Origin of the sequence: Streptomyces himalayensis subsp. himalayensis (assembly GCF_013778455.1) — a bacterium.
GTDB lineage: Bacteria > Actinomycetota > Actinomycetes > Streptomycetales > Streptomycetaceae > Streptomyces > Streptomyces himalayensis.
This window is the reverse complement of record NZ_JACEHE010000015.1, coordinates 206,564-223,268: the sequence shown is the minus strand read 5'-3', so window position 1 is coordinate 223,268 and position 16,705 is coordinate 206,564. Positions and strand designations below refer to the sequence as shown.

Below are 16,705 nucleotides of genomic sequence, written 5' to 3'. Positions count from 1 at the left end.
AGAGCGGCACCGTCAGACCAGGCAGATCAGGCCAGGGAGAGGAAAAGCTTTTCCAGCCGAGCCCGCATCTGCTCACGGCTGCCGGACTCGGCCATGTCGGAGTCGGTCAGGCAGTGCTGCAGACCGTGGCGATGATCGCGAATCCGGCCCGGTCCAGGGCGCGGGACGCCGCGGAGAGCCCGAGGCGTCGAGCGCCTCGCCGCACACGGCATTGCCGCGGCCACCCTCACCGGCGGCACTCAGGCCTGGGCCCAGCGTGGTCACGGCCTGGAGCGTCCCGCCGGCGCCCGCGAAGTCTGGGGCATGGAACGCCAGGTCCGCCTCGTCGCCGGCTCACTGGTCCTGATCGGCGTCCTGCTGGGCCTGGTCTCCCCGTGGTTCCTGATCCTCTCCGGCGGTGTCGCGGCTGGTCTGGTCTTCTCCGCGGTCACCAACACCTGTGGCATGGCAGCCGTTCTTGGAAAGCTTCCCCACAACCGCCCGCCGTCCGGCACCCCCGACCTCGACACGACCCTCGCCGCCCTCACCTCCTGAAGGCGCCTGCGGCGTACCCGGCGCGGCCAACCGGCCCAGTGGCCTCGGTTGCCCGCGCACTCGCGTGCTGCCCTGGCGGCCGCCGACCGGCGCGCGGAGGGTGGGTCAATGCCCGCCAGTCGACTCGACGGCTAGGCGCTTGGTGAAGGTCTTGCCGCCGTCCTTCGACTCGTACACCCCGTCCTGGGTGGCGGCCAGGACGTGCTCGGAGTCGATGCTGTTGAGGGCCTGGGGCTGGCCACCGGGGACGGCGGTCAGCGTCTTCCATGTCGCGCCGCCGTCCGTGCTGCGGTTCAGTCCGCCGGAGGGGTCGATGCCATAGAGAGCGTCCTCCGCCTTCCAGGACAGGTAGGCCATCACGGGCTGCTCGGCCTTGGCGAAGGTCTTGCCTCCGTCCGTGCTGCGGGCGACGCCATCCGCGGTCGTGGCGAGTACGAGGTCGGCGTCATTGGGGCTGACCGCGATGTCGAGCGCCTCCAACTGCGCCCCGTCCTTCCAACTGGACCCGTCCTCGCTGGTGCGCAGCAGGCCGTTCGTGGCGTCGTAGCCGTAGACCGTGTCGTGCGCGTAGTCGAGGGCGTGGAAGTCAGACTCTCCGGACAGGGACAGCGACGTCCAGGTCTTGCCGGCGTCGGTGCTCTTGATCAGCCCCTTGTTGCCGGGGCCGTCGGACCCGGAGGACGGGTGGCCGCTGGCGTAGAACGTCTTGTCCTGGGCCACCGTGAATCCCATGAAGTCGTCCTTGCTTTCGCCGACCAGCTCGGGCTTGCCGTTGGCGTCCGGGGTGTAGACGCCTTCGTGGGTGGCGACGTACAGGCGCTGGTCGGAGGGGTCCAGGCCCAGGCCGTGGATGTGGCTCACCGTTGTCCCGGACTCGGCGGAGGAGGCGGACGAGTCCGCGCCGTCTCCGCCGCTGGAGCAGGCGGCCACGGTGAAGGCGAGGGTCAGGGCAGTGGCGGCCGCGGCGGCATGGCGCTTGTTCATGGTTCCTCGGTGTCGTAAGTGCCCGCCGGGCGGGAGGCGGCCGGGCGCGGTTACGTGGATGGCTGGAGGCGCGACCGCCGGGCTCCTCGACGTGTCCGCCTCGGAGCCCGGAACGGTCAGTGTTCGATGCGACTCAGAGCCGGTCGAGGATGCTCTGGAGCTGCTTGACCTCGGCGGACTGGCCTTCGATGATGGCGTCGGCCATCTTCTTGGCGTCGGCGTTCTTGCCGTTCTTCTGCTCGTCCTCGGCCATGGCGATCGCGCCGTTGTGGTGGTCGATCATCATCTCGGCGAACAGCTTGTCGAAGTCCGTCCCCTTGGCGGCCTTGAGCTCCTTCATGTCCTCGTCGGACATCATCCCGTCCATGCCGGAGTGTCCGGAGTGGTCCATGCCGGGCATGGACTCCATCTCGGTCGGCTTGCCCCAGGACTTCAGCCAGCCCTGCAGCGTCTTGATCTCGGGGTCCTGGGCCTTTTCGATCTGGGCGACGAGTTCCTTGATCTCGGAGTCGGATGCGCGGCCGTCGGCCAGCTCGGTCATCTCCAGGGCCTGCTGGTGGTGCGGGATCATCGCCTGGGCGAAGGTGACGTCCGCGTCGTTGAAGTCCGCGGCAGCGGCGCTCTTGCCGGGCTTGGATGTCGCCGTGGCCGAGGCCGTGCTGCCGTGGTCCATGCCGCTCATGTCGTCGCCGTTGTCACTGCAGGCGGAGAGCACCAGGGCTCCCGCTGCGACAACGCCGACGGCAGCGATACGGCGGGAGGACTTGCGGCGCAGGGCACGCGTGAAGGCAGTCATCGTTGATTTCACCTCATGTGTTGGTTCTTTGGCTGTTTTGGCGTACGCGAGATCGCGGGGTCACGCGTGATGCGCGCCCGCGAGGCGGTTCGGCCTACAGCCGCAGGACTGACAACTGGGTGAGATCAGGTCCGCGTGGCGGAGGGTTGGGCCGCTGCGCGACGGGGCCCTGGGTGAGGAGGTTCGCCAGCCCGCCGCGGCGACGGGCGAGCGCCGCCCGCAAGAGCGTGGCGAGCACCCACGCGCCGAGCAGTACCGCAAGGCACAGCGACATGGTGTCCATCGACATGGCAGGCATGTGTGCGGACGACGACTGCGCTGGGTCCGTCGCGTGGCTCGATCCAATGGAGGTGTGAGCCTCGGCGGGATCGTGAGCCGCAGGGGCCGTATCCGTCGTCGATGCCGAGGCGTGGGACGTGGTGCTCATCTGGGCGGACGAGTCGGCTGGGTGCCCCACTGTGTGCATGACGAACACGCCGAGCGCGAGCACGACGACGAGCAGCAGGTGCCCGAGGGCGCCTCCTGTCCGTACGTATCGGCTCACGTTCACTGTGGGACCTCCGAGTCTGGCCGCTCCAGACGATCTGTTCTCCGACGATACAGAAGTAGACGGAGCGCCAGCGTGCCGCGACGGGCCGGCCTTATCCTACTAAGTTGCTTGGTGGCCAGTGGTCAGCCACCCACGTCCGTGCGCTCGCCTCGGCGAGCACCGAGGCGATTGCGGAATGCCGATGCGCCCAGCCGGTTGTCGGGCGCATCGGCATTGCTCCGTGCCTACTTGAAGGACCTCAGTCGCAGGCTGTTGGTCACGACGAAGACCGACGAGAACGCCATCGCGGCGCCCGCGATCATCGGGTTGAGCATGCCGGCGGCAGCCAGGGGCAGTGCGGCGACGTTGTAGCCGAAGGCCCAGAACAGGTTGCCCTTGATGGTGGCGAGCGTCCTGCGGGAGAGCCGGATGGCGTCCGCGGCCACGCGCAGGTCACCGCGTACGAGCGTGAGGTCGCCTGCCTCGATCGCCGCGTCCGTGCCCGTTCCCATCGCCAGACCGAGGTCGGCGGTGGCGAGGGCGGCCGCGTCGTTGACGCCGTCGCCGACCATCGCGACGGTACGGCCCTCGCGCTGCAGCCGCTTGATCACGTCCACCTTGTCCTGAGGCAGCACTTCGGCGATCACCTCGTCGATGCCGACGGTCCGGGCGACGGAGTCGGCGACGGCCTGGTTGTCGCCGGTCAGCAGGACGGGCTTCAGGCCGAGCCTGCGCAGTTCGGTGATCGCCTCGGCGCTGGTCTCCTTGACCGCGTCGGCGACGGTGAGGACGCCGCGCGCCTTGCCGTCCCAGGCGACCGCGACCGCCGTACGGCCCTCGCCCTCCGCTGCGGCCCTGGCCTCGGCAAGTTCCCAGTGGAGACCGATGACCCAGTCCTCCATGAGCTTCTCTCGCCCGACGAGCACCGCGCGCCCCTCGACCACACCCTGGACGCCGAGACCGGCGACGTTCTCGAAGCTCTCCGGGACGGGCAGGCTTCCGGTCCGTTCGGCGGCGCCTGCGGCGATCGCCTGAGCGATCGGGTGTTCGGAGGCGTGCTCCAGCGCGCCCGCCAGCCGCAGCACTTCGCGCTCGTCCTCACCCGGTGCGGCGACGACGTCCCGGAGCTGCATACGGCCCGTGGTCACCGTCCCGGTCTTGTCGAGGACGACGGTGTCCACACGCCGGGTGGACTCAAGCACCTCCGGGCCCTTGATCAGGATGCCCAGCTGAGCGCCGCGCCCGGTGCCGACCATGAGGGCGGTCGGCGTCGCGAGCCCCAGCGCGCAGGGGCAGGCGATGATCAGCACCGCGACGGCCGCAGTGAACGCGGCAGCCGGGTCGCCGGTTGCGAACAGCCAGGTCAGCAAGGTGCCCAGAGCGATGACGAGGACCACCGGGACGAAGACGGCGGAGATGCGGTCGGCGAGGCGCTGCACCTCGGCCTTGCCGTTCTGGGCGTCCTCGACGAGCTTCGCCATACGGGCGAGCTGGGTGTCGGCACCGACCCGGGTCGCCTCGACGACCAGCCTGCCACCGGCGTTCACCGTGGCACCGGTGACCGAGTCGCCGACCGTCACGTCCACCGGCACGGACTCGCCGGTCAGCATCGAGACGTCGACCGCGGAGCCGCCCTCGACGACGACTCCGTCGGTCGCGATCTTCTCTCCGGGCCGGACGACGAACCGGTCGCCGAGCGCCAACTGCGCCACGGGAATGCGTACTTCCCTGCCCCCGCGCAGTACGCAGACGTCCTTGGCGCCGAGCTCCAGCAGCGTCCTCAGTGCCGCACCGGCCTTCCGCTTGGACTTCGCCTCCAGATACCGGCCGGCGAGGATGAACGTGGTCACGCCGGCCGCGGCCTCCAGGTAGATGGAGGACGAGCCGTCCGTACGGGAGATGGTGAACTCGAACGCGTGCCGCATGCCCGGCATCCCGGCGTGCCCGAAGAACAGCGCCCACACCGACCAGCCCAGCGCGGCGAGCGTGCCGATGGACACCAGGGTGTCCATGGTCGCTGCGCCATGACGGGCGTTGGTCCAGGCGGCCTTGTGGAAGGGGAAGGCGCCCCAGACGACGACCGGAGCGGCCAGGGTCAGAGACAGCCACTGCCAGTTGTCGAACTGCAGGGCCGGGACCATCGCCATCAGCACGACGGGCACGGACAGGACCAGCGACACGAACAGCCGCTGCCGCAGAGACACGAGCTCACTGTCCGGCGCCGCCGTGGGCTGCGTCTCGCCCTCGTACACGGTCTCGGACGGGGGCGGAGGCGGCTCCTCGGCCGTGTAGCCGGTCTTCTCGACGGTGGCGATGAGGTCGGCGACCTCGACCTCTGCCCCGTAGGAGACCTTGGCCTTCTCCGTGGCGAAGTTGACGCTCGCCGTGACGCCGTCCATGCGATTGAGCTTCTTCTCGATACGGGCGGCGCACGAGGCGCAGGTCATACCGCCGATGGAGAGCTCGACCTCAGCGGTCGTCGCCGGCGTCGTCCCCGGCACCGTCTTCTCGGGAGCCGTGCTCGTCATGTGCGTATCTCCTTGTGGAGGCCGGTACGTACGGCGTCCGTATCAGCGGAGCGGCACGTACAGGCGCGGGAGGGAAATAGCGTTCCGGGCGGGGCGGGCAGCCCCGGCGGAGCTGTACTTCAGGCGCGGCCGATGAGCTCGTAGCCGGCCTCGTCGACGGCGGCGCGCACGGCTTCCTCGTCGAGCGGGGCGGTGGACGTGACGGTCACCTCGCCGGCCGCGGCGGCGGCCTTGACCGCGATCACGCCGGCCAGCGCGGAGATCTCCTGGGAGACCGCGCTCTCACAGTGGCCGCAGGTCATACCGGACACCTTGTAGACGGTGGTGACGCCGACGCCCCGGACGTCGACCGTGGCGCCGGAACCGCAGGAACCGTGGGGGGAGCAGCAGGAGCCGGAGTTCGTCTGGGAGGTCATGGCTTCTTCCTCAGGTGTGGATGCGTGGGCGGTCCTCGGGAGTGAGCGTCGTTCCCCGCTCCCTCCGTCGTCGGTAACACTATACCCCCGGGGGGTATTTTGCGCCCCTGGTTATGACCACAGAGGCCCATTCGTCGGCGACCTGCTCCCTCGCCCGCAACCCGCCGGATTCGAGTCGTTAGTGCGCTCCGTCGAGTGATGTGGGAACGGAATTGCTCACCCATACGTGGGCGAAAGCTGCCAGATCGTGACGGCCTGCTTACGATCTGTCGCATGCCGCAGGAATCTGCCGGCTGCGCGAGGGTGCGCAAGCCGGCCCTCGCCATCCTCGTGTGTCTCGTGCTGATGCTCCTGGCCCACGTGGTGGCGTGCGCCATGCATCCGGCCGACGGGCACGGGCATGCCCTGGCGACATCGCCGACGCACCACGAGGTGGCCGGTTCCGGCATCCCGCAGATCGTCCCGGATGCCATCGCCTGCTTCGAGATCCACGGAGCCGATGAGCACCCGGGCCACGGGCCCGCGTGCTGCGACCCAGCCGACTGGCCCGCCGATGTACGCGTAACCGCCGGGACCCTGCTCCTGGCTCTCCTGCTGCTCGCCCTGATTCGCCTGCGCCACCGTGCGGGGGACCCGGTCACGTCCGGCGCGCCACCGGGCCGAGGGGATACGACCGGTGCGTCGGCTCCCGCCGGACTCCACCTGCTGCGACTCGTCTGCGTCAGCCGTACCTGATCGTGCGCGCCCGGCTGGGGATCGGTGCCCGCGGCATCCGCCGCTGATGGCACAGCCCCCGGAAAACACAGCCCCCGGGCCTTCGAGCACACCCACCCGTACGGCGATGACACGCGGCCGCGTCAGCCCGGGCCGCGGAAGGACTACGTCATGAGCACGGCCCTGCGCAGCATCTCCTCGCGCGACATCAAACCCTTCCTCGCAGCACACGAACTACCCGAACCGGCCGCAACCCCGCGCCGATCTCCGGCCGGCATGGTCGGCAACACACCAGTCCTCTGGGTCGGCGAACCGTTCAACTCCCCGGGGCGCGGCTTCTGGGCCAAGCTCGAGGGCGCCAATCCCGGCGGAATCAAGGACCGCCCTGCGCTCCACATGATCGCGGTCGCCCGTGAACGTGGCGACCTCGCCCCGGGTGCCCCGATCATCGAGTCCACGAGCGGGACTCTGGGTCTTGGCCTCGCGTTGGCCGGGATCACCTACGGCCACCCGGTCACGCTGGTCACCGACCCCGGGATGGAACCGCTGATGGTGCACCAGTTGCGTGCCCTCGGCGCGCACGTCGACATGGTCACGGAGCCCCATGCGAGGGGCGGCTGGCAGGAGGCGCGCCGACAGCGCGTGCACGAGCTGCTCGTGGCCCAGCCCTCGGCCTGGTGTCCCGACCAGTACAACAACCCCGACAACGTCGCCGCGTATGCCGCGCTCGCCCTCGAACTCGTCGTCCAGCTCGGCCGGATCGATGTCCTGGTGGCGGCAGTCGGCACCGGGGGGCACTCGGCCGGTATCGCCCGCACCCTGCGCACCTTCAATCCCGAGCTCAGGCTCGTCGGCGTCGACTCGGTGAACTCGACCGTCTTCGGCCAGCCCGCGGGCCCACGCCTGATGCGCGGGCTCGGCAGCAGCATCCATCCGGGCAATGTCGACCACGCCGCCTTCGACGAGGTCCATTGGGTCGCGCCCGGAGAGGCGGTGTGGGCCTGCCGCGAGCTGGCCCGCGGCCACTACGCCAGCGGTGGCTGGAGCGTGGGCGCCGTCGCGCTCGTGGCGAAGTGGCTGGCACGTAAGGAACCTGAGAAGACCCGCATCGTGGCGGTCTTTCCCGACGGCGTCCACCGGTATTGGAACACCGTCTACAGCGACGACTTCTGCCGTCGGCACGGCTTGCTCGGCCGTGTCCCGGCCGCGGAGCCGGACGAGATCGCGCATCCAGATGAGGCCACGGTGCATCGCTGGACCCGCTGCACCAACGTCACCGTGCCGGAAGGGGCCGCGCGATGAAGCAGAAGTCCCTTATGACGCAGTTCTGTTCGTTCAACGGATGCATCCGGCTGCTGATGGTCCAGCAGTTCACCATCAACACCGCCTTCTACATGCTCATGCCCTACCTGGCAGTCCATCTGGCGGACGGACTGGGCATGGCCGCCTGGGCGGTCGGTCTGGTGCTGGGAGTGCGCAACTTCACCCAGCAGGGCATGTTCCTCGTCGGCGGCACGCTCGCCGACCGGTTCGGCTACAAGCCAGTGATCATGGCGGGGTGCGTGCTTCGGACCCTCGGCTTCGGCCTGCTCGGCTTCGTCGACTCGCTGCCCGCACTCGTCGCTGCGTCGGCGGCGACCGGCTTCGCGGGGGCCCTGTTCAATCCCGCCGTCCGTGCGTACCTCGCCCAGGAGGCGGGGGAACGGCGCGTGGAAGCCTTCGCCACCTTCAACGTCTTCTACCAGGCCGGGATGTTCGTGGGGCCACTCGTCGGCCTGGCTCTGTTGGCAGCCGACTTCGCACTCGTGTGTTCCGTCGCCGCGGTGTTCTTCCTCGCCCTTACGGTCATCCAGTTCCGCATGCTGCCTGCCCGGAGGGGCGCCCGGTCGGCTGAGCCGGCCGGTGTCTTGGCCGACTGGCGCACCGTCATCGGCAACCGGCCGTTCGTTCTCTTCTCAGCAGCCATGATCGGCTCATACGTGCTGTCCTTCCAGGTCTATCTGGCGCTCCCCTTGCAGGCGCACCGCGCGGTCCCGGATGGCGGCGACGCGGTGACCACGGGCCTGTTCGCGGTCTCCGCCGCGGTGACCGTGGCCGGGCAGCTGAAGATCACCGCGTGGGCTCGGGCCCACTGGACACCTCAGCGCACCATTGTCTACGGCATCGCCCTCATGGGCGGAGCCTTCCTCCCGCTGCTTCTCGATTCCGGCACGGTGACTGCGGACTCCGGCCTCACGGACTGGTTCACGGCGCTGGCGCCCTTGTTCGCCGCGGTTGTCCTCCTTGCCCTGGGGACTGCCGTGGTCTACCCGTTCGAGATGGATACAGTCGTCTCGCTCGCCGGTGGACGGCTCGTCGCTACCTACTACGGCCTCTACAACACCGTCTCTGGGCTGGGCATCACGCTGGGCAACCTGACTACCGGCGCCGTCTGGGACGCCGCCGCCCGCATGGGACACCCGGAGCTGACGTGGTGGGTACTCGCGGCGACGGGCGCGCTCTGCGCCGCTTGCCTCGGTGCTCTGTCCAGATCGGGACGTCTGGCTGCTCGCACCGAGCCGGAACTCACCCCGGTGACCGCGTGATGACGACGAGCACAACTAATGATTTCGCAGGGGGAATTGAGGCGAATCCGCTGAGCCCCTCATGCGCTGCAGTCCTGGCGCGCGCGGAGCACGCATGAATCGGTCTTGCGCATGTTGGTGCCGTCCCAGGGTGCTCATGAACTGGGCGACCCGTGGATCGGACGCCGTGTCGAACTTGAGCTGGTGACCCCAGGCGGTCAGCACGATCGGCGAGGACTGGTCCTGGTGAGGGCTGAGGAAGGAGTACTGGGTGGCGGAAACCGTCTTGCTCAGCGTCTCGACGTCGTCTTCGAGTCGGCCGTGGGTTCGAGTCCCACCCGCCTCACCAGCGCACTGCAGCAGGATCGTCTCTAGCTGCGGCATTGAGAGAACGAGGGTCGCCACGCGGATGCGGCGGCTCTCGTTCACCGTTCTGGACCAAGAAGACGGCTCGGCCGTCCCTCCGGATGTCGTCCTCCTCCCACCCGGGGCAATGAGGTGGTCCCACGCGGCGTCGTGCGGTTTGAGCGGACCCGTCAGGGTCACCCGCGCCGTGATGGCCGTACCTGCACCACACGGCATCCGGCATGCGGCATTCCGCATCCGGATGTCCGGTGGGGCGGGAAGATGATCTCCCGAGGAACGGAGGGGAGTGCCGTGAGCAGCGCGGAGACAGAGCGTGCCGAGGCGGCGAGGCTTCCGGAAGGCGACGTGGTCGGCGTCCTGCTGAATCAGCACGCCCGCATCCGGGATCTGTTCTCGGATGTGAAGAGCGCCGAGGGCCAGCACAAGCGGCAGGCCTTCGACGAACTGAGGGCCCTGCTGGCGGTGCACGAGACGGCCGAGGAGATGGTCCTCCGGCCGGTCGCGAAGGACGCCGCAGGCCAGGACGAGACCGAGGCCCGCAACCGCGAGGAGGAGGCGGCCAACAAGGTCCTCGCCGACCTGGAGAAGATGGACGTTTCCAGCGGAGATTTCGACACCACGTTCGCGAGGTTCGAGCAGTCCGTCATCGACCATGCCGAGCACGAGGAGCGGGAGGAGTTCCCCTTCGTGGTCCGCGAGTGCGCCGAGGGCAAGCGCAAGGGCATGGGCACGATGCTGCGGGCGGCCGAGAAGATCGCCCCCACCCACCCGCACCCTGGAGCAGCCGGATCTCCGATGGCTCAGTGGACGGTCGGGCCGTTCGCTTCCCTGGTCGACCGGACGAAGGACGCGCTGAGGGCCGCGGCACCCGGCGGCTGACCAAGACCAGGGCTGATCTACGCGAGGGAATTCCGTTACGGTCCGGACGGCGGAACAAGGCGGGCAGGGTCCGCTGTGCCTGGGGTTATTCGGCGTTTCGCCATCGCGTCTGTATCAAACGTTTAATGCCGAACGCCGTGGCGTATCCGAATGCGGGCGGGTGGCAGGCATAGGTTGCGGAGTCGGCTGGGTGCTTTTACTGCTCGCCCGGCCGGCTCACCGACCGTCTGCGCATCGAGGATTCCATGGCCACATCTACCGAGCCGGTAACGCCTGTTCCGGTAAAAGGTCGCGGGCCTGGAGCGGTGATTGCGGCATGGCTGAGCACCACCGATCACAAGAAGATCGGTCACCTTTATCTCATCACTTCTTTCATCTTTTTCCTCTTCGCCGGGGCGCTCGCTCTTGTGATGCGTGCCGAATTGGCCCGGCCGGGAATCCAGCTCATTTCCAACGAGCAGTACAACCAGGCCTTCACCATGCACGGCACCGTGATGCTGCTGCTGTTCGCCACCCCGACGTTCGCCGGTTTCGCCAATGCGATCATGCCGCTGCAGATCGGCTCCCCCGACGTGGCCTTCCCGCGTCTGAACATGCTCTCGTACTGGCTGTTCCTCTTCGGCGGTCTCATCGTCGTAGGGGGCATGCTGACCAGCAACGGCACGGCCGACTACGGCTGGACGGCGTACACCCCGCTCAGCCGGGGGGAGCGCACCCCCAACATCGGCGCCGACATGTGGATCATGGGGCTGGCGATGTCCGGATTCGGGACCATCCTGGGCGCCGTCAACTTCATCACCACGATCATCGGCATGCGGGCCCCCGGGATGACGATGTTCCGGATGCCGATCTTCACCTGGAACGTGCTGCTGACCTCGGTGCTGGTCCTGCTGGCCTTTCCGGTGCTCGCGGCCGCGCTGCTGGTGCTGGAATCGGACCGCCGCTTCGGGTCTCACGTTTTTGCGGCGGAGAACGGCGGGACGCTTTTGTGGCAGCACTTGTTCTGGTTCTTCGGCCATCCGGAGGTATATGTCCTGGCGCTGCCCTTCTTCGGTGTGGTCACCGAGATCATCCCGGTGTTCGCCCGCAAGCCGATCTTCGGGTACATGGGGCTGGTCGGGGCCACCGTCTCCATCACCGGACTGTCCGCGACCGTCTGGGCGCATCACATGTTCGCCACCGGCGCCGTATTGCTGCCGTTCTTCTCCTTGCTGACCTTTCTCATCGCCGTACCCACCGGAGTGAAGTTCTTCAACTGGATCGGCACGATGTGGAACGGTTCACTGTCGTTCGAGACGCCGATGCTATGGGCCATCGGATTTCTTGTGACGTTCCTTTTCGGCGGGCTGACCGGTGTAATCCTGGGGTCGCCCCCACTGGACTGGCATGTCACAGACACCTATTTCGTCGTGGGTCATTTCCACTATGTGCTGTTCGGCACCATCGTTTTCGCGATGTTCGGCGGATTCCATTTCTGGTGGCCCAAGATGACCGGCACCATGCTCGACGAGAGACTGGGAAAGATCCACTTCTGGACGCTGTTCGTCGGCTTCCACATGACCTTCCTCGTCCAGCACTGGCTCGGCGCGGAGGGCATGCCCCGCCGCTACGCCGACTACCTGGCATCGGACGGGTTCACGGCGCTGAACACGTTGTCGACGATCGGGTCCTTCCTGCTCGGCCTGTCGACGCTGCCATTCCTCTACAACGTGTGGAAGACCGCCAGGTACGGCAAGCGGATCGACGTCGACGACCCCTGGGGCTGGGGCCGCTCGCTGGAGTGGGCCACGTCCTGCCCGCCGCCGCGCCACAACTTCGTCGCCCTCCCGCGAATCCGCTCCGAGTCGCCGGCGTTCGTCATGAACCACCCCGATGTGCAGATCCAGCAGGAGGACATCACTCTGGGCAAGCGGGACGTCGTTGAGCCGGACAAGCGAGCTGCCCAGCCGCTGACCGGTGACGAGGACAGCCGATGAGCCGTCGCCCCCCGGAGGACGCCGAGGCAGCGGCCGGTATCGCGCAAGTCGAGGGGTACCTGCTGTGCCAGGCAGAGATCCGGACGGCGCGGGCGGAGGGGGATGCCTTCGCCCGGCGTATGGCCTGGCTGACCACAGCCCAGCACGAAGAGGTCGCCCGGCACTACGCCGACGAGCGGCTCGCGCTGTCCAAGGAAATGCTGGGGGCGGTGGCGGCTCGCTGCGCCGAACTGCAGGACGAGTACGAGGCGCGGTACCTGGCTCTTCGTCAGCGGCTGTTGTGCAGGTGCGTGGCCTTGCTGCTGGTCTCCTGTGCACTGTCGGCCGCGGCCGGCTTTCTCACCCTGTACCGCTGAGCCCGACGCCTCTGCCGATCGCGCCGGTTCTGTCCGATCGCCTTACTGTGATGTCGAGGGCAGCCCGGTCCTTTGAGGTGTCGATCTGTGCGAAACCGAGACGGGAGCGGCACGGCGAATGGGCACAGCACCTGGTGGCCGAGCCGGACGGCACGTGCAGAGGCTTCTCCGGCGTACTGAGCAGGCCTACTCGGTCGGACACGAGCGGCCGCTGGGCGGTTACGTGGCGACTTTGGCGGGGTTCGGCGCGTACACGGGGGCGTGGGCCGCGGTGGTCCGGCACCGTGGCCGGCCGTTGCCCGACCGCCCCGATCCGTGGGACGTGGCGTTGGCCGCCGTGGCGACCTTCCGGCTGAGCAGGCTCCTCAGCAAAGCGCCCGTGACCAGCCCGCTGCGTGCTCCCTTCACGACCTACGCCGGTGCGCAGGGGCCGGCCGAACTGCACGAGACACCGCGTACCGAGGGCAGAGAGACGGTGGGCGAACTGGTGTCCTGCCCCTTCTGCATGAGTGTCTGGATCGTTTCCACCCTCACCGCCGGCCAGTTGCTGTGGCCGCGTGCGACGAGGACGGCCATGGGTGCGTTGACGGCGCTGGCCGGGGCGGATGCGCTGCAATTGGCGTACAGCAGGGTCGCGGACAGAGTCACCGACACGGCCGCCGAGACGGCCGGCGACAAGGACACAACCGGCTCCGACCTGATCGGGGGCTGAAGGAACTGATCATGACCCAGGCGAAAATCGTCCGGCGAGGCGACAGCGCGTATGAAGCCGTCCTGTCGGAGATGGTCTGGAACGACCTCAAACCGCAGCGGTTCCCCGAGATGATCGTCCGGGCCGAGTCGGAGCAGGACGTTCAGGAGGCCCTGCGACTGGCCCGCTCCAGAGGGCTCCGCATCGCCGTACGCGCGGGCGGCCACAGCTGGATCGGTTCCCCGGTCCGCGACGGCGGCATGCTCATCGACCTGTCCGGGCTCCGCCAGTGCGTCGTGGACCCGGAGGCACGGACGGCCGCCGTGCAGCCCGGCGTCACCGGAAGCTCGCTCGCCGCCCAACTCGCCCCGTACGGCCTCGCCTTCCCGGCCGGGCACTGCGGGAGCGTGGCCGTGAGCGGCTACCTGCTCAGCGGTGGCCTCGGCTGGAACTCCAGCGCATGGGGACCGGGCTGCGCAAGCGTCCGGGCGATCGAAGCCGTCACCGCGGACGGGCACGGCGTCCGGTGCAGCGAGCACGAGAACCCCGACCTGTTCTGGGCGGCCCGCGGTGCGGGCCCCGGCTTCTTCGCCGTCGTCACGCGCTTCCATCTGCGGCTGTGGGATCTCCCGGCCGCGATCCTGGAGACCACCTACACCTTCCCGCTCGCGGAGCTCGGGGCCGTCGCGGCATGGGCCACGGAAGCCGCGGACCGGCTCCCGCCCACCGTCGAGTCGTCCTTCCTCCTGGGGACGGCCGATCCGTCCGACTCGGCCGCGCCGTACCGGCCCAAGGTGGTCAAGGTCACCGCCACCGCCTTCGCCGCCTCGCGCGACGAGGCGGTCAGGTCCCTGGAACCGCTGCGGACCTGTCCCCTCGCCGACCGGGCCCTCTCCCGGCAGGTCGACAAGCCGACAACGTACGAATCCCTCTACGCCACCTCCGGGACCCTGTGGCCCGAGGGACACCGGTGCGCGGTCGACACCCTGTGGTCCGACGACACCTTCGAGACGCTGCTGCGCAGGCTCGCGCCCTTCGTTGCGGAAGCCCCCTCCGAGCGGTCGGTCGTCCTCGCACCCTTCTGGCCCGCGTCCAGGGACAGGGGCCTGTCGCGGAACATGGCCTTCTCGGCGCTCGGCGACACCTACGTCGCCCCGTTCGCCATCTGGAGCGATCCCGAGGACGACGACCTCAACATCCGCTGGCTTCGCGACACGATGGGCGCCGTCGAACCCCTCGGCACCGGCCACTACGTCGCCGAGGCCGACCTCACCGCCGCGCCCTCGCGTGCCGAGCGCTCCTATACGCCCGAGGCGTGGCAGCGTCTGCAGGCCCTGCGGGCGCGGTACGACCCGGAGGGCCTCTTCCACACGTACCTCACGACGTGAGCGGCGGCGTACCCCGGCGTGGGCCGTGTGGCCCCGGCCCTGAACCCGTGTGACGATGAAGCCATGATCAATGGCGCTCACGTCATCCTCTACAGCCGGGACGCGGTCGCCGATCGTGCCTTCATCCGGGACGTGCTCGGGTTTCCGGGAGTCGACGCCGGCGGCGGCTGGCTGATCTTCGCGCTGCCGCCCGCGGAGGTCGCGGTTCATCCCTCCACGGAGCGGCCGAGCCACGAGCTGTATCTCATGTGCGACGACATCGAGGGCACGGTGGCGCAACTGAGGGACAAGGGGGTGACGGTGGGACCCGTGAACGATCAGGGGTGGGGACTGCTCACCGCGGTGACGCTGCCCAGCGGCGCGCAACTCGGTCTGTACGAGCCGCGGCACACGGTCGCGCACGGCGGGGCCGGCGGGGCCGGCGCCTGAGGGCCGCCGCGGCGGAGGGTCTGCTGTGTAGCCGTTGCCGTTGCCGTCAGCCCGCCAGTTGGTCCAGGACCAGCGGCCGGACCCTGCCCTCCAGCATCGCGCCCAGGCCTAGGATCGCGCACACCTCGGGGCGTTCCGCGATGGTCACCGGCATACCCGTGGCGTCCCGCAGCATCTGGTCGAGTCCCGGCAGCAAAGCACTGCCGCCGACCATCATGATGCCGCGATCGGCCAGATCGGCCACCAGGTCCGGCGGGCAGTCCCGCAGCACCTTGCCGATGCCGTCGAGTACGGCGGTCAGCGGCGGGTGGATGGCGTCGCGCACCGCCGCGGTGTCGACCTGTACGGAGCGGGCGAGGCCCGTGGCCACGTCACGGCCATGGATCTCCGTGGTCGACGGGCCGTACGGCGTGAGGCCGTTGCCGGAGAGCGCGATCTGCAGCGGCCGCACCGACTGGGACGGCAGCATCAACTCGTGGTGGTGGCGCAGATGCTGCACGATCGCGTGGTCGATGGCGTCACCGCCCACCGGGATCCGCTCGGCGGTCACGATCGAACCCAGTGAGAGCACGGCGACCTGAGTCGTGGCCGCCCCGCACACCATGATCATGGTGGCCTCGGGCAGCTCGACGGGCAGTCCGCAGCCGACCGCCGCGGCGATGAGGGTGTCCACCAGCTCCACACGGCGCGCACCGAGACCCACCAGCGTCTCGACGGCGGCGCGCTGCGCGAGCGGGTCGGCCTCGTACGGGGTGCAGGCGGCGGCCCGCAGCCGGGGTTTGCGGCGAAGGTTGCGGCGGAGCTTCTCGCCGATGAGGCCGCGCAGCATGCGCTGGGCCATGTCGATGTCGACGACGGTGCCGCCGGAGACGGGACGTACTACACGGATGTACGAGGGTGTGCGGCCCGTCATCTGCTCGGCGAACGCGCCGACCGCGATCAGCGCGCCGGTCCGGGTGTTGACGGCGGCGGCACTCGGCTCGTCCACGACGAGGCCCGCCCCCTTCACGTACACCCGGGTCCTGGCAGCCCCCAGGTCCACGGCGACATGGCAGCGACGCAGCTGATCCAGATTGACGGTCATGGCGAGTCCTCCCGAGAGCACAGACCGTTCGGGCCGCCGGACGGCGGTCCTTCTCTGCATCGTCAGGCGCTGGTGCGGGGTGCGCGCGCTGGGATGGGCCGGGAGGGTGGACGGCCGTACGGGTGATCTCGAACGCGGTGCTTGGAGCCCGTGTGGGGGTAGATCGGCCGGTTCCGGACGGCAGGGCAGGATCCGCTGGCGGAATCGGCGGCGGCTCGCTCGAGGTGTCGTACGACGACGGCGCGACCTGGACGGCCGTCGACCTGGAACGGGATGGAGAGAAGGCCGCTTGGCAGGGGCTTCTGAAGGTGCCGGACAGTGCGGAGTTCGTGTCGCTGCGCGCGTCGGTGAGCGATGACCGGGGCGGGTCCGTCACCCAGGAGATCATTCGGGCAGTGGGGGTGAGGTAGCCCGGCGCACATGGGTGTGCGGCGCCGTCCTCCTTCCGGCCCTTCGGGGTCCGGGTGGAGG

At 69.0% G+C, this 16,705-nt stretch carries 17 protein-coding genes and 2 pseudogenes; 11 read left to right on the top strand and 8 right to left on the bottom strand.

The genetic code is table 11. The features are described 5' to 3' along the window. Positions 1–26: 26 nt before the first annotated feature. A pseudogene (locus H1D24_RS24490) lies at positions 27–178 on the bottom strand (metal-sensitive transcriptional regulator); the annotation flags it as partial. A 14-nt stretch (positions 179–192) separates the two neighbouring features. Between H1D24_RS24490 and H1D24_RS24485 the strand changes: the two are divergent. Next, positions 193–534 (top strand): annotated as a pseudogene (locus H1D24_RS24485) (YgaP family membrane protein); the annotation flags it as partial. Positions 535–639: 105 nt separating this feature from the next. Here the strand turns inward: H1D24_RS24485 and H1D24_RS24480 are convergent. The 5 genes from H1D24_RS24480 to H1D24_RS24460 all read right to left on the bottom strand — a co-directional run bounded on the left by H1D24_RS24480 (position 640) and on the right by H1D24_RS24460 (position 5,787). Further along, on the bottom strand, positions 640–1,518 hold the full coding sequence (locus H1D24_RS24480; RefSeq protein WP_181659811.1) for a F510_1955 family glycosylhydrolase: 879 nt from the start codon (positions 1,516–1,518) through the stop codon (positions 640–642). Between the two features lie 133 nt (positions 1,519–1,651). Then, positions 1,652–2,314, bottom strand: coding sequence for a DUF305 domain-containing protein (locus H1D24_RS24475; RefSeq protein ID WP_181659810.1), 663 nt, complete (start codon positions 2,312–2,314; stop codon positions 1,652–1,654). A 94-nt stretch (positions 2,315–2,408) separates the two neighbouring features. Beyond that, a complete protein-coding gene (locus tag H1D24_RS24470) occupies positions 2,409–2,864 on the bottom strand; it encodes a DUF6153 family protein (RefSeq protein WP_181659809.1) in 456 nt (151 codons plus the stop codon). A 224-nt stretch (positions 2,865–3,088) separates the two neighbouring features. Further along, positions 3,089–5,371, bottom strand: coding sequence for a heavy metal translocating P-type ATPase (locus tag H1D24_RS24465; RefSeq protein ID WP_181659808.1), 2,283 nt, complete (start codon positions 5,369–5,371; stop codon positions 3,089–3,091). 119 nt (positions 5,372–5,490) lie between these two features. Further along, positions 5,491–5,787: a heavy-metal-associated domain-containing protein gene (locus tag H1D24_RS24460; RefSeq protein WP_181659807.1), complete on the bottom strand. Its 297-nt coding sequence runs from the start codon at positions 5,785–5,787 to the stop codon at positions 5,491–5,493. 273 nt (positions 5,788–6,060) lie between these two features. On the opposite strand from H1D24_RS24460, the gene H1D24_RS24455 reads away from it, so the two are divergent. From H1D24_RS24455 to H1D24_RS24445, 3 genes are all read left to right on the top strand, one after another. After that, entirely contained in the window at positions 6,061–6,522 is a 462-nt protein-coding gene (locus H1D24_RS24455; RefSeq protein WP_181659806.1) for a hypothetical protein, read from the top strand. Between the two features lie 150 nt (positions 6,523–6,672). Further along, positions 6,673–7,803, top strand: coding sequence for a PLP-dependent cysteine synthase family protein (locus H1D24_RS24450; RefSeq protein ID WP_181659805.1), 1,131 nt, complete (start codon positions 6,673–6,675; stop codon positions 7,801–7,803). Further along, positions 7,800–9,086 carry an MDR family MFS transporter gene (locus tag H1D24_RS24445; RefSeq protein ID WP_258564271.1) on the top strand — a complete coding sequence of 429 codons (1,287 nt, stop codon included), beginning with the start codon at positions 7,800–7,802 and terminating at the stop codon, positions 9,084–9,086. The genes H1D24_RS24450 and H1D24_RS24445 overlap by 4 nt, the downstream gene beginning before the upstream one ends. Before the next feature lie 15 nt (positions 9,087–9,101). Here H1D24_RS24445 and H1D24_RS42580 read toward each other — a convergent pair whose 3' ends face one another. After that, positions 9,102–9,449, bottom strand: a complete 348-nt coding sequence (locus tag H1D24_RS42580; protein ID WP_309484427.1) for a DUF3105 domain-containing protein — start codon at positions 9,447–9,449, stop codon at positions 9,102–9,104. A gap of 273 nt (positions 9,450–9,722) precedes the next feature. On the opposite strand from H1D24_RS42580, the gene H1D24_RS24435 reads away from it, so the two are divergent. The 6 genes from H1D24_RS24435 to H1D24_RS24410 all read left to right on the top strand — a co-directional run bounded on the left by H1D24_RS24435 (position 9,723) and on the right by H1D24_RS24410 (position 15,150). After that, positions 9,723–10,310 carry a hemerythrin domain-containing protein gene (locus H1D24_RS24435; protein WP_309484422.1) on the top strand — a complete coding sequence of 196 codons (588 nt, stop codon included), beginning with the start codon at positions 9,723–9,725 and terminating at the stop codon, positions 10,308–10,310. Positions 10,311–10,555: 245 nt separating this feature from the next. Then, on the top strand, positions 10,556–12,286 hold the full coding sequence (gene ctaD, locus H1D24_RS24430; protein ID WP_181659802.1) for an aa3-type cytochrome oxidase subunit I: 1,731 nt from the start codon (positions 10,556–10,558) through the stop codon (positions 12,284–12,286). Further along, positions 12,283–12,642: a hypothetical protein gene (locus H1D24_RS24425; protein WP_181659801.1), complete on the top strand. Its 360-nt coding sequence runs from the start codon at positions 12,283–12,285 to the stop codon at positions 12,640–12,642. Before ctaD ends, H1D24_RS24425 begins: the two co-directional genes overlap by 4 nt. 154 nt (positions 12,643–12,796) lie before the next feature. Beyond that, positions 12,797–13,354, top strand: a complete 558-nt coding sequence (locus H1D24_RS24420) for a DUF1360 domain-containing protein (protein ID WP_374064342.1) — start codon at positions 12,797–12,799, stop codon at positions 13,352–13,354. Between the two features lie 11 nt (positions 13,355–13,365). Beyond that, complete coding sequence (locus tag H1D24_RS24415) at positions 13,366–14,721, top strand: FAD-binding oxidoreductase (protein WP_181659799.1); 1,356 nt, start codon at positions 13,366–13,368, stop codon at positions 14,719–14,721. Positions 14,722–14,784: 63 nt separating this feature from the next. Beyond that, entirely contained in the window at positions 14,785–15,150 is a 366-nt protein-coding gene (locus tag H1D24_RS24410) for a VOC family protein (protein ID WP_181659798.1), read from the top strand. Between the two features lie 46 nt (positions 15,151–15,196). On the opposite strand, the gene H1D24_RS24405 is transcribed toward H1D24_RS24410, so the two are convergent. Further along, on the bottom strand, positions 15,197–16,234 hold the full coding sequence (locus H1D24_RS24405; RefSeq protein ID WP_181659797.1) for a rod shape-determining protein: 1,038 nt from the start codon (positions 16,232–16,234) through the stop codon (positions 15,197–15,199). 152 nt (positions 16,235–16,386) lie between these two features. Here H1D24_RS24405 and H1D24_RS24400 point away from each other — a divergent pair, with 152 nt between their 5' ends. Beyond that, the gene (locus H1D24_RS24400; protein ID WP_181659796.1) at positions 16,387–16,644 is read left to right on the top strand and encodes a hypothetical protein; all 258 of its coding nucleotides are present in this window, start codon (positions 16,387–16,389) and stop codon (positions 16,642–16,644) included. Positions 16,645–16,705 lie beyond the last annotated feature (61 nt).

What these genes read in the sequence shown, in the direction of transcription:
- H1D24_RS24460 (WP_181659807.1), bottom strand. Translation starts at nt 5,787, where the DNA reads ATGACCTCCCAGACGAACTCCGGCTCCTGCTGCTCCCCCCACGGTTCC.
- H1D24_RS24405 (WP_181659797.1), bottom strand. Translation starts at nt 16,234, where the DNA reads ATGACCGTCAATCTGGATCAGCTGCGTCGCTGCCATGTCGCCGTGGAC.
- H1D24_RS24425 (WP_181659801.1), top strand. Translation starts at nt 12,283, where the DNA reads ATGAGCCGTCGCCCCCCGGAGGACGCCGAGGCAGCGGCCGGTATCGCG.
- H1D24_RS24410 (WP_181659798.1), top strand. Translation starts at nt 14,785, where the DNA reads ATGATCAATGGCGCTCACGTCATCCTCTACAGCCGGGACGCGGTCGCC.
- H1D24_RS42580 (WP_309484427.1), bottom strand. Translation starts at nt 9,449, where the DNA reads ATGCCGCAGCTAGAGACGATCCTGCTGCAGTGCGCTGGTGAGGCGGGT.
- H1D24_RS24465 (WP_181659808.1), bottom strand. Translation starts at nt 5,371, where the DNA reads ATGACGAGCACGGCTCCCGAGAAGACGGTGCCGGGGACGACGCCGGCG.
- H1D24_RS24415 (WP_181659799.1), top strand. Translation starts at nt 13,366, where the DNA reads ATGACCCAGGCGAAAATCGTCCGGCGAGGCGACAGCGCGTATGAAGCC.
- H1D24_RS24445 (WP_258564271.1), top strand. Translation starts at nt 7,800, where the DNA reads ATGAAGCAGAAGTCCCTTATGACGCAGTTCTGTTCGTTCAACGGATGC.
- H1D24_RS24480 (WP_181659811.1), bottom strand. Translation starts at nt 1,518, where the DNA reads ATGAACAAGCGCCATGCCGCCGCGGCCGCCACTGCCCTGACCCTCGCC.
- ctaD (WP_181659802.1), top strand. Translation starts at nt 10,556, where the DNA reads ATGGCCACATCTACCGAGCCGGTAACGCCTGTTCCGGTAAAAGGTCGC.
- H1D24_RS24475 (WP_181659810.1), bottom strand. Translation starts at nt 2,314, where the DNA reads ATGACTGCCTTCACGCGTGCCCTGCGCCGCAAGTCCTCCCGCCGTATC.
- H1D24_RS24450 (WP_181659805.1), top strand. Translation starts at nt 6,673, where the DNA reads ATGAGCACGGCCCTGCGCAGCATCTCCTCGCGCGACATCAAACCCTTC.
- H1D24_RS24455 (WP_181659806.1), top strand. Translation starts at nt 6,061, where the DNA reads ATGCCGCAGGAATCTGCCGGCTGCGCGAGGGTGCGCAAGCCGGCCCTC.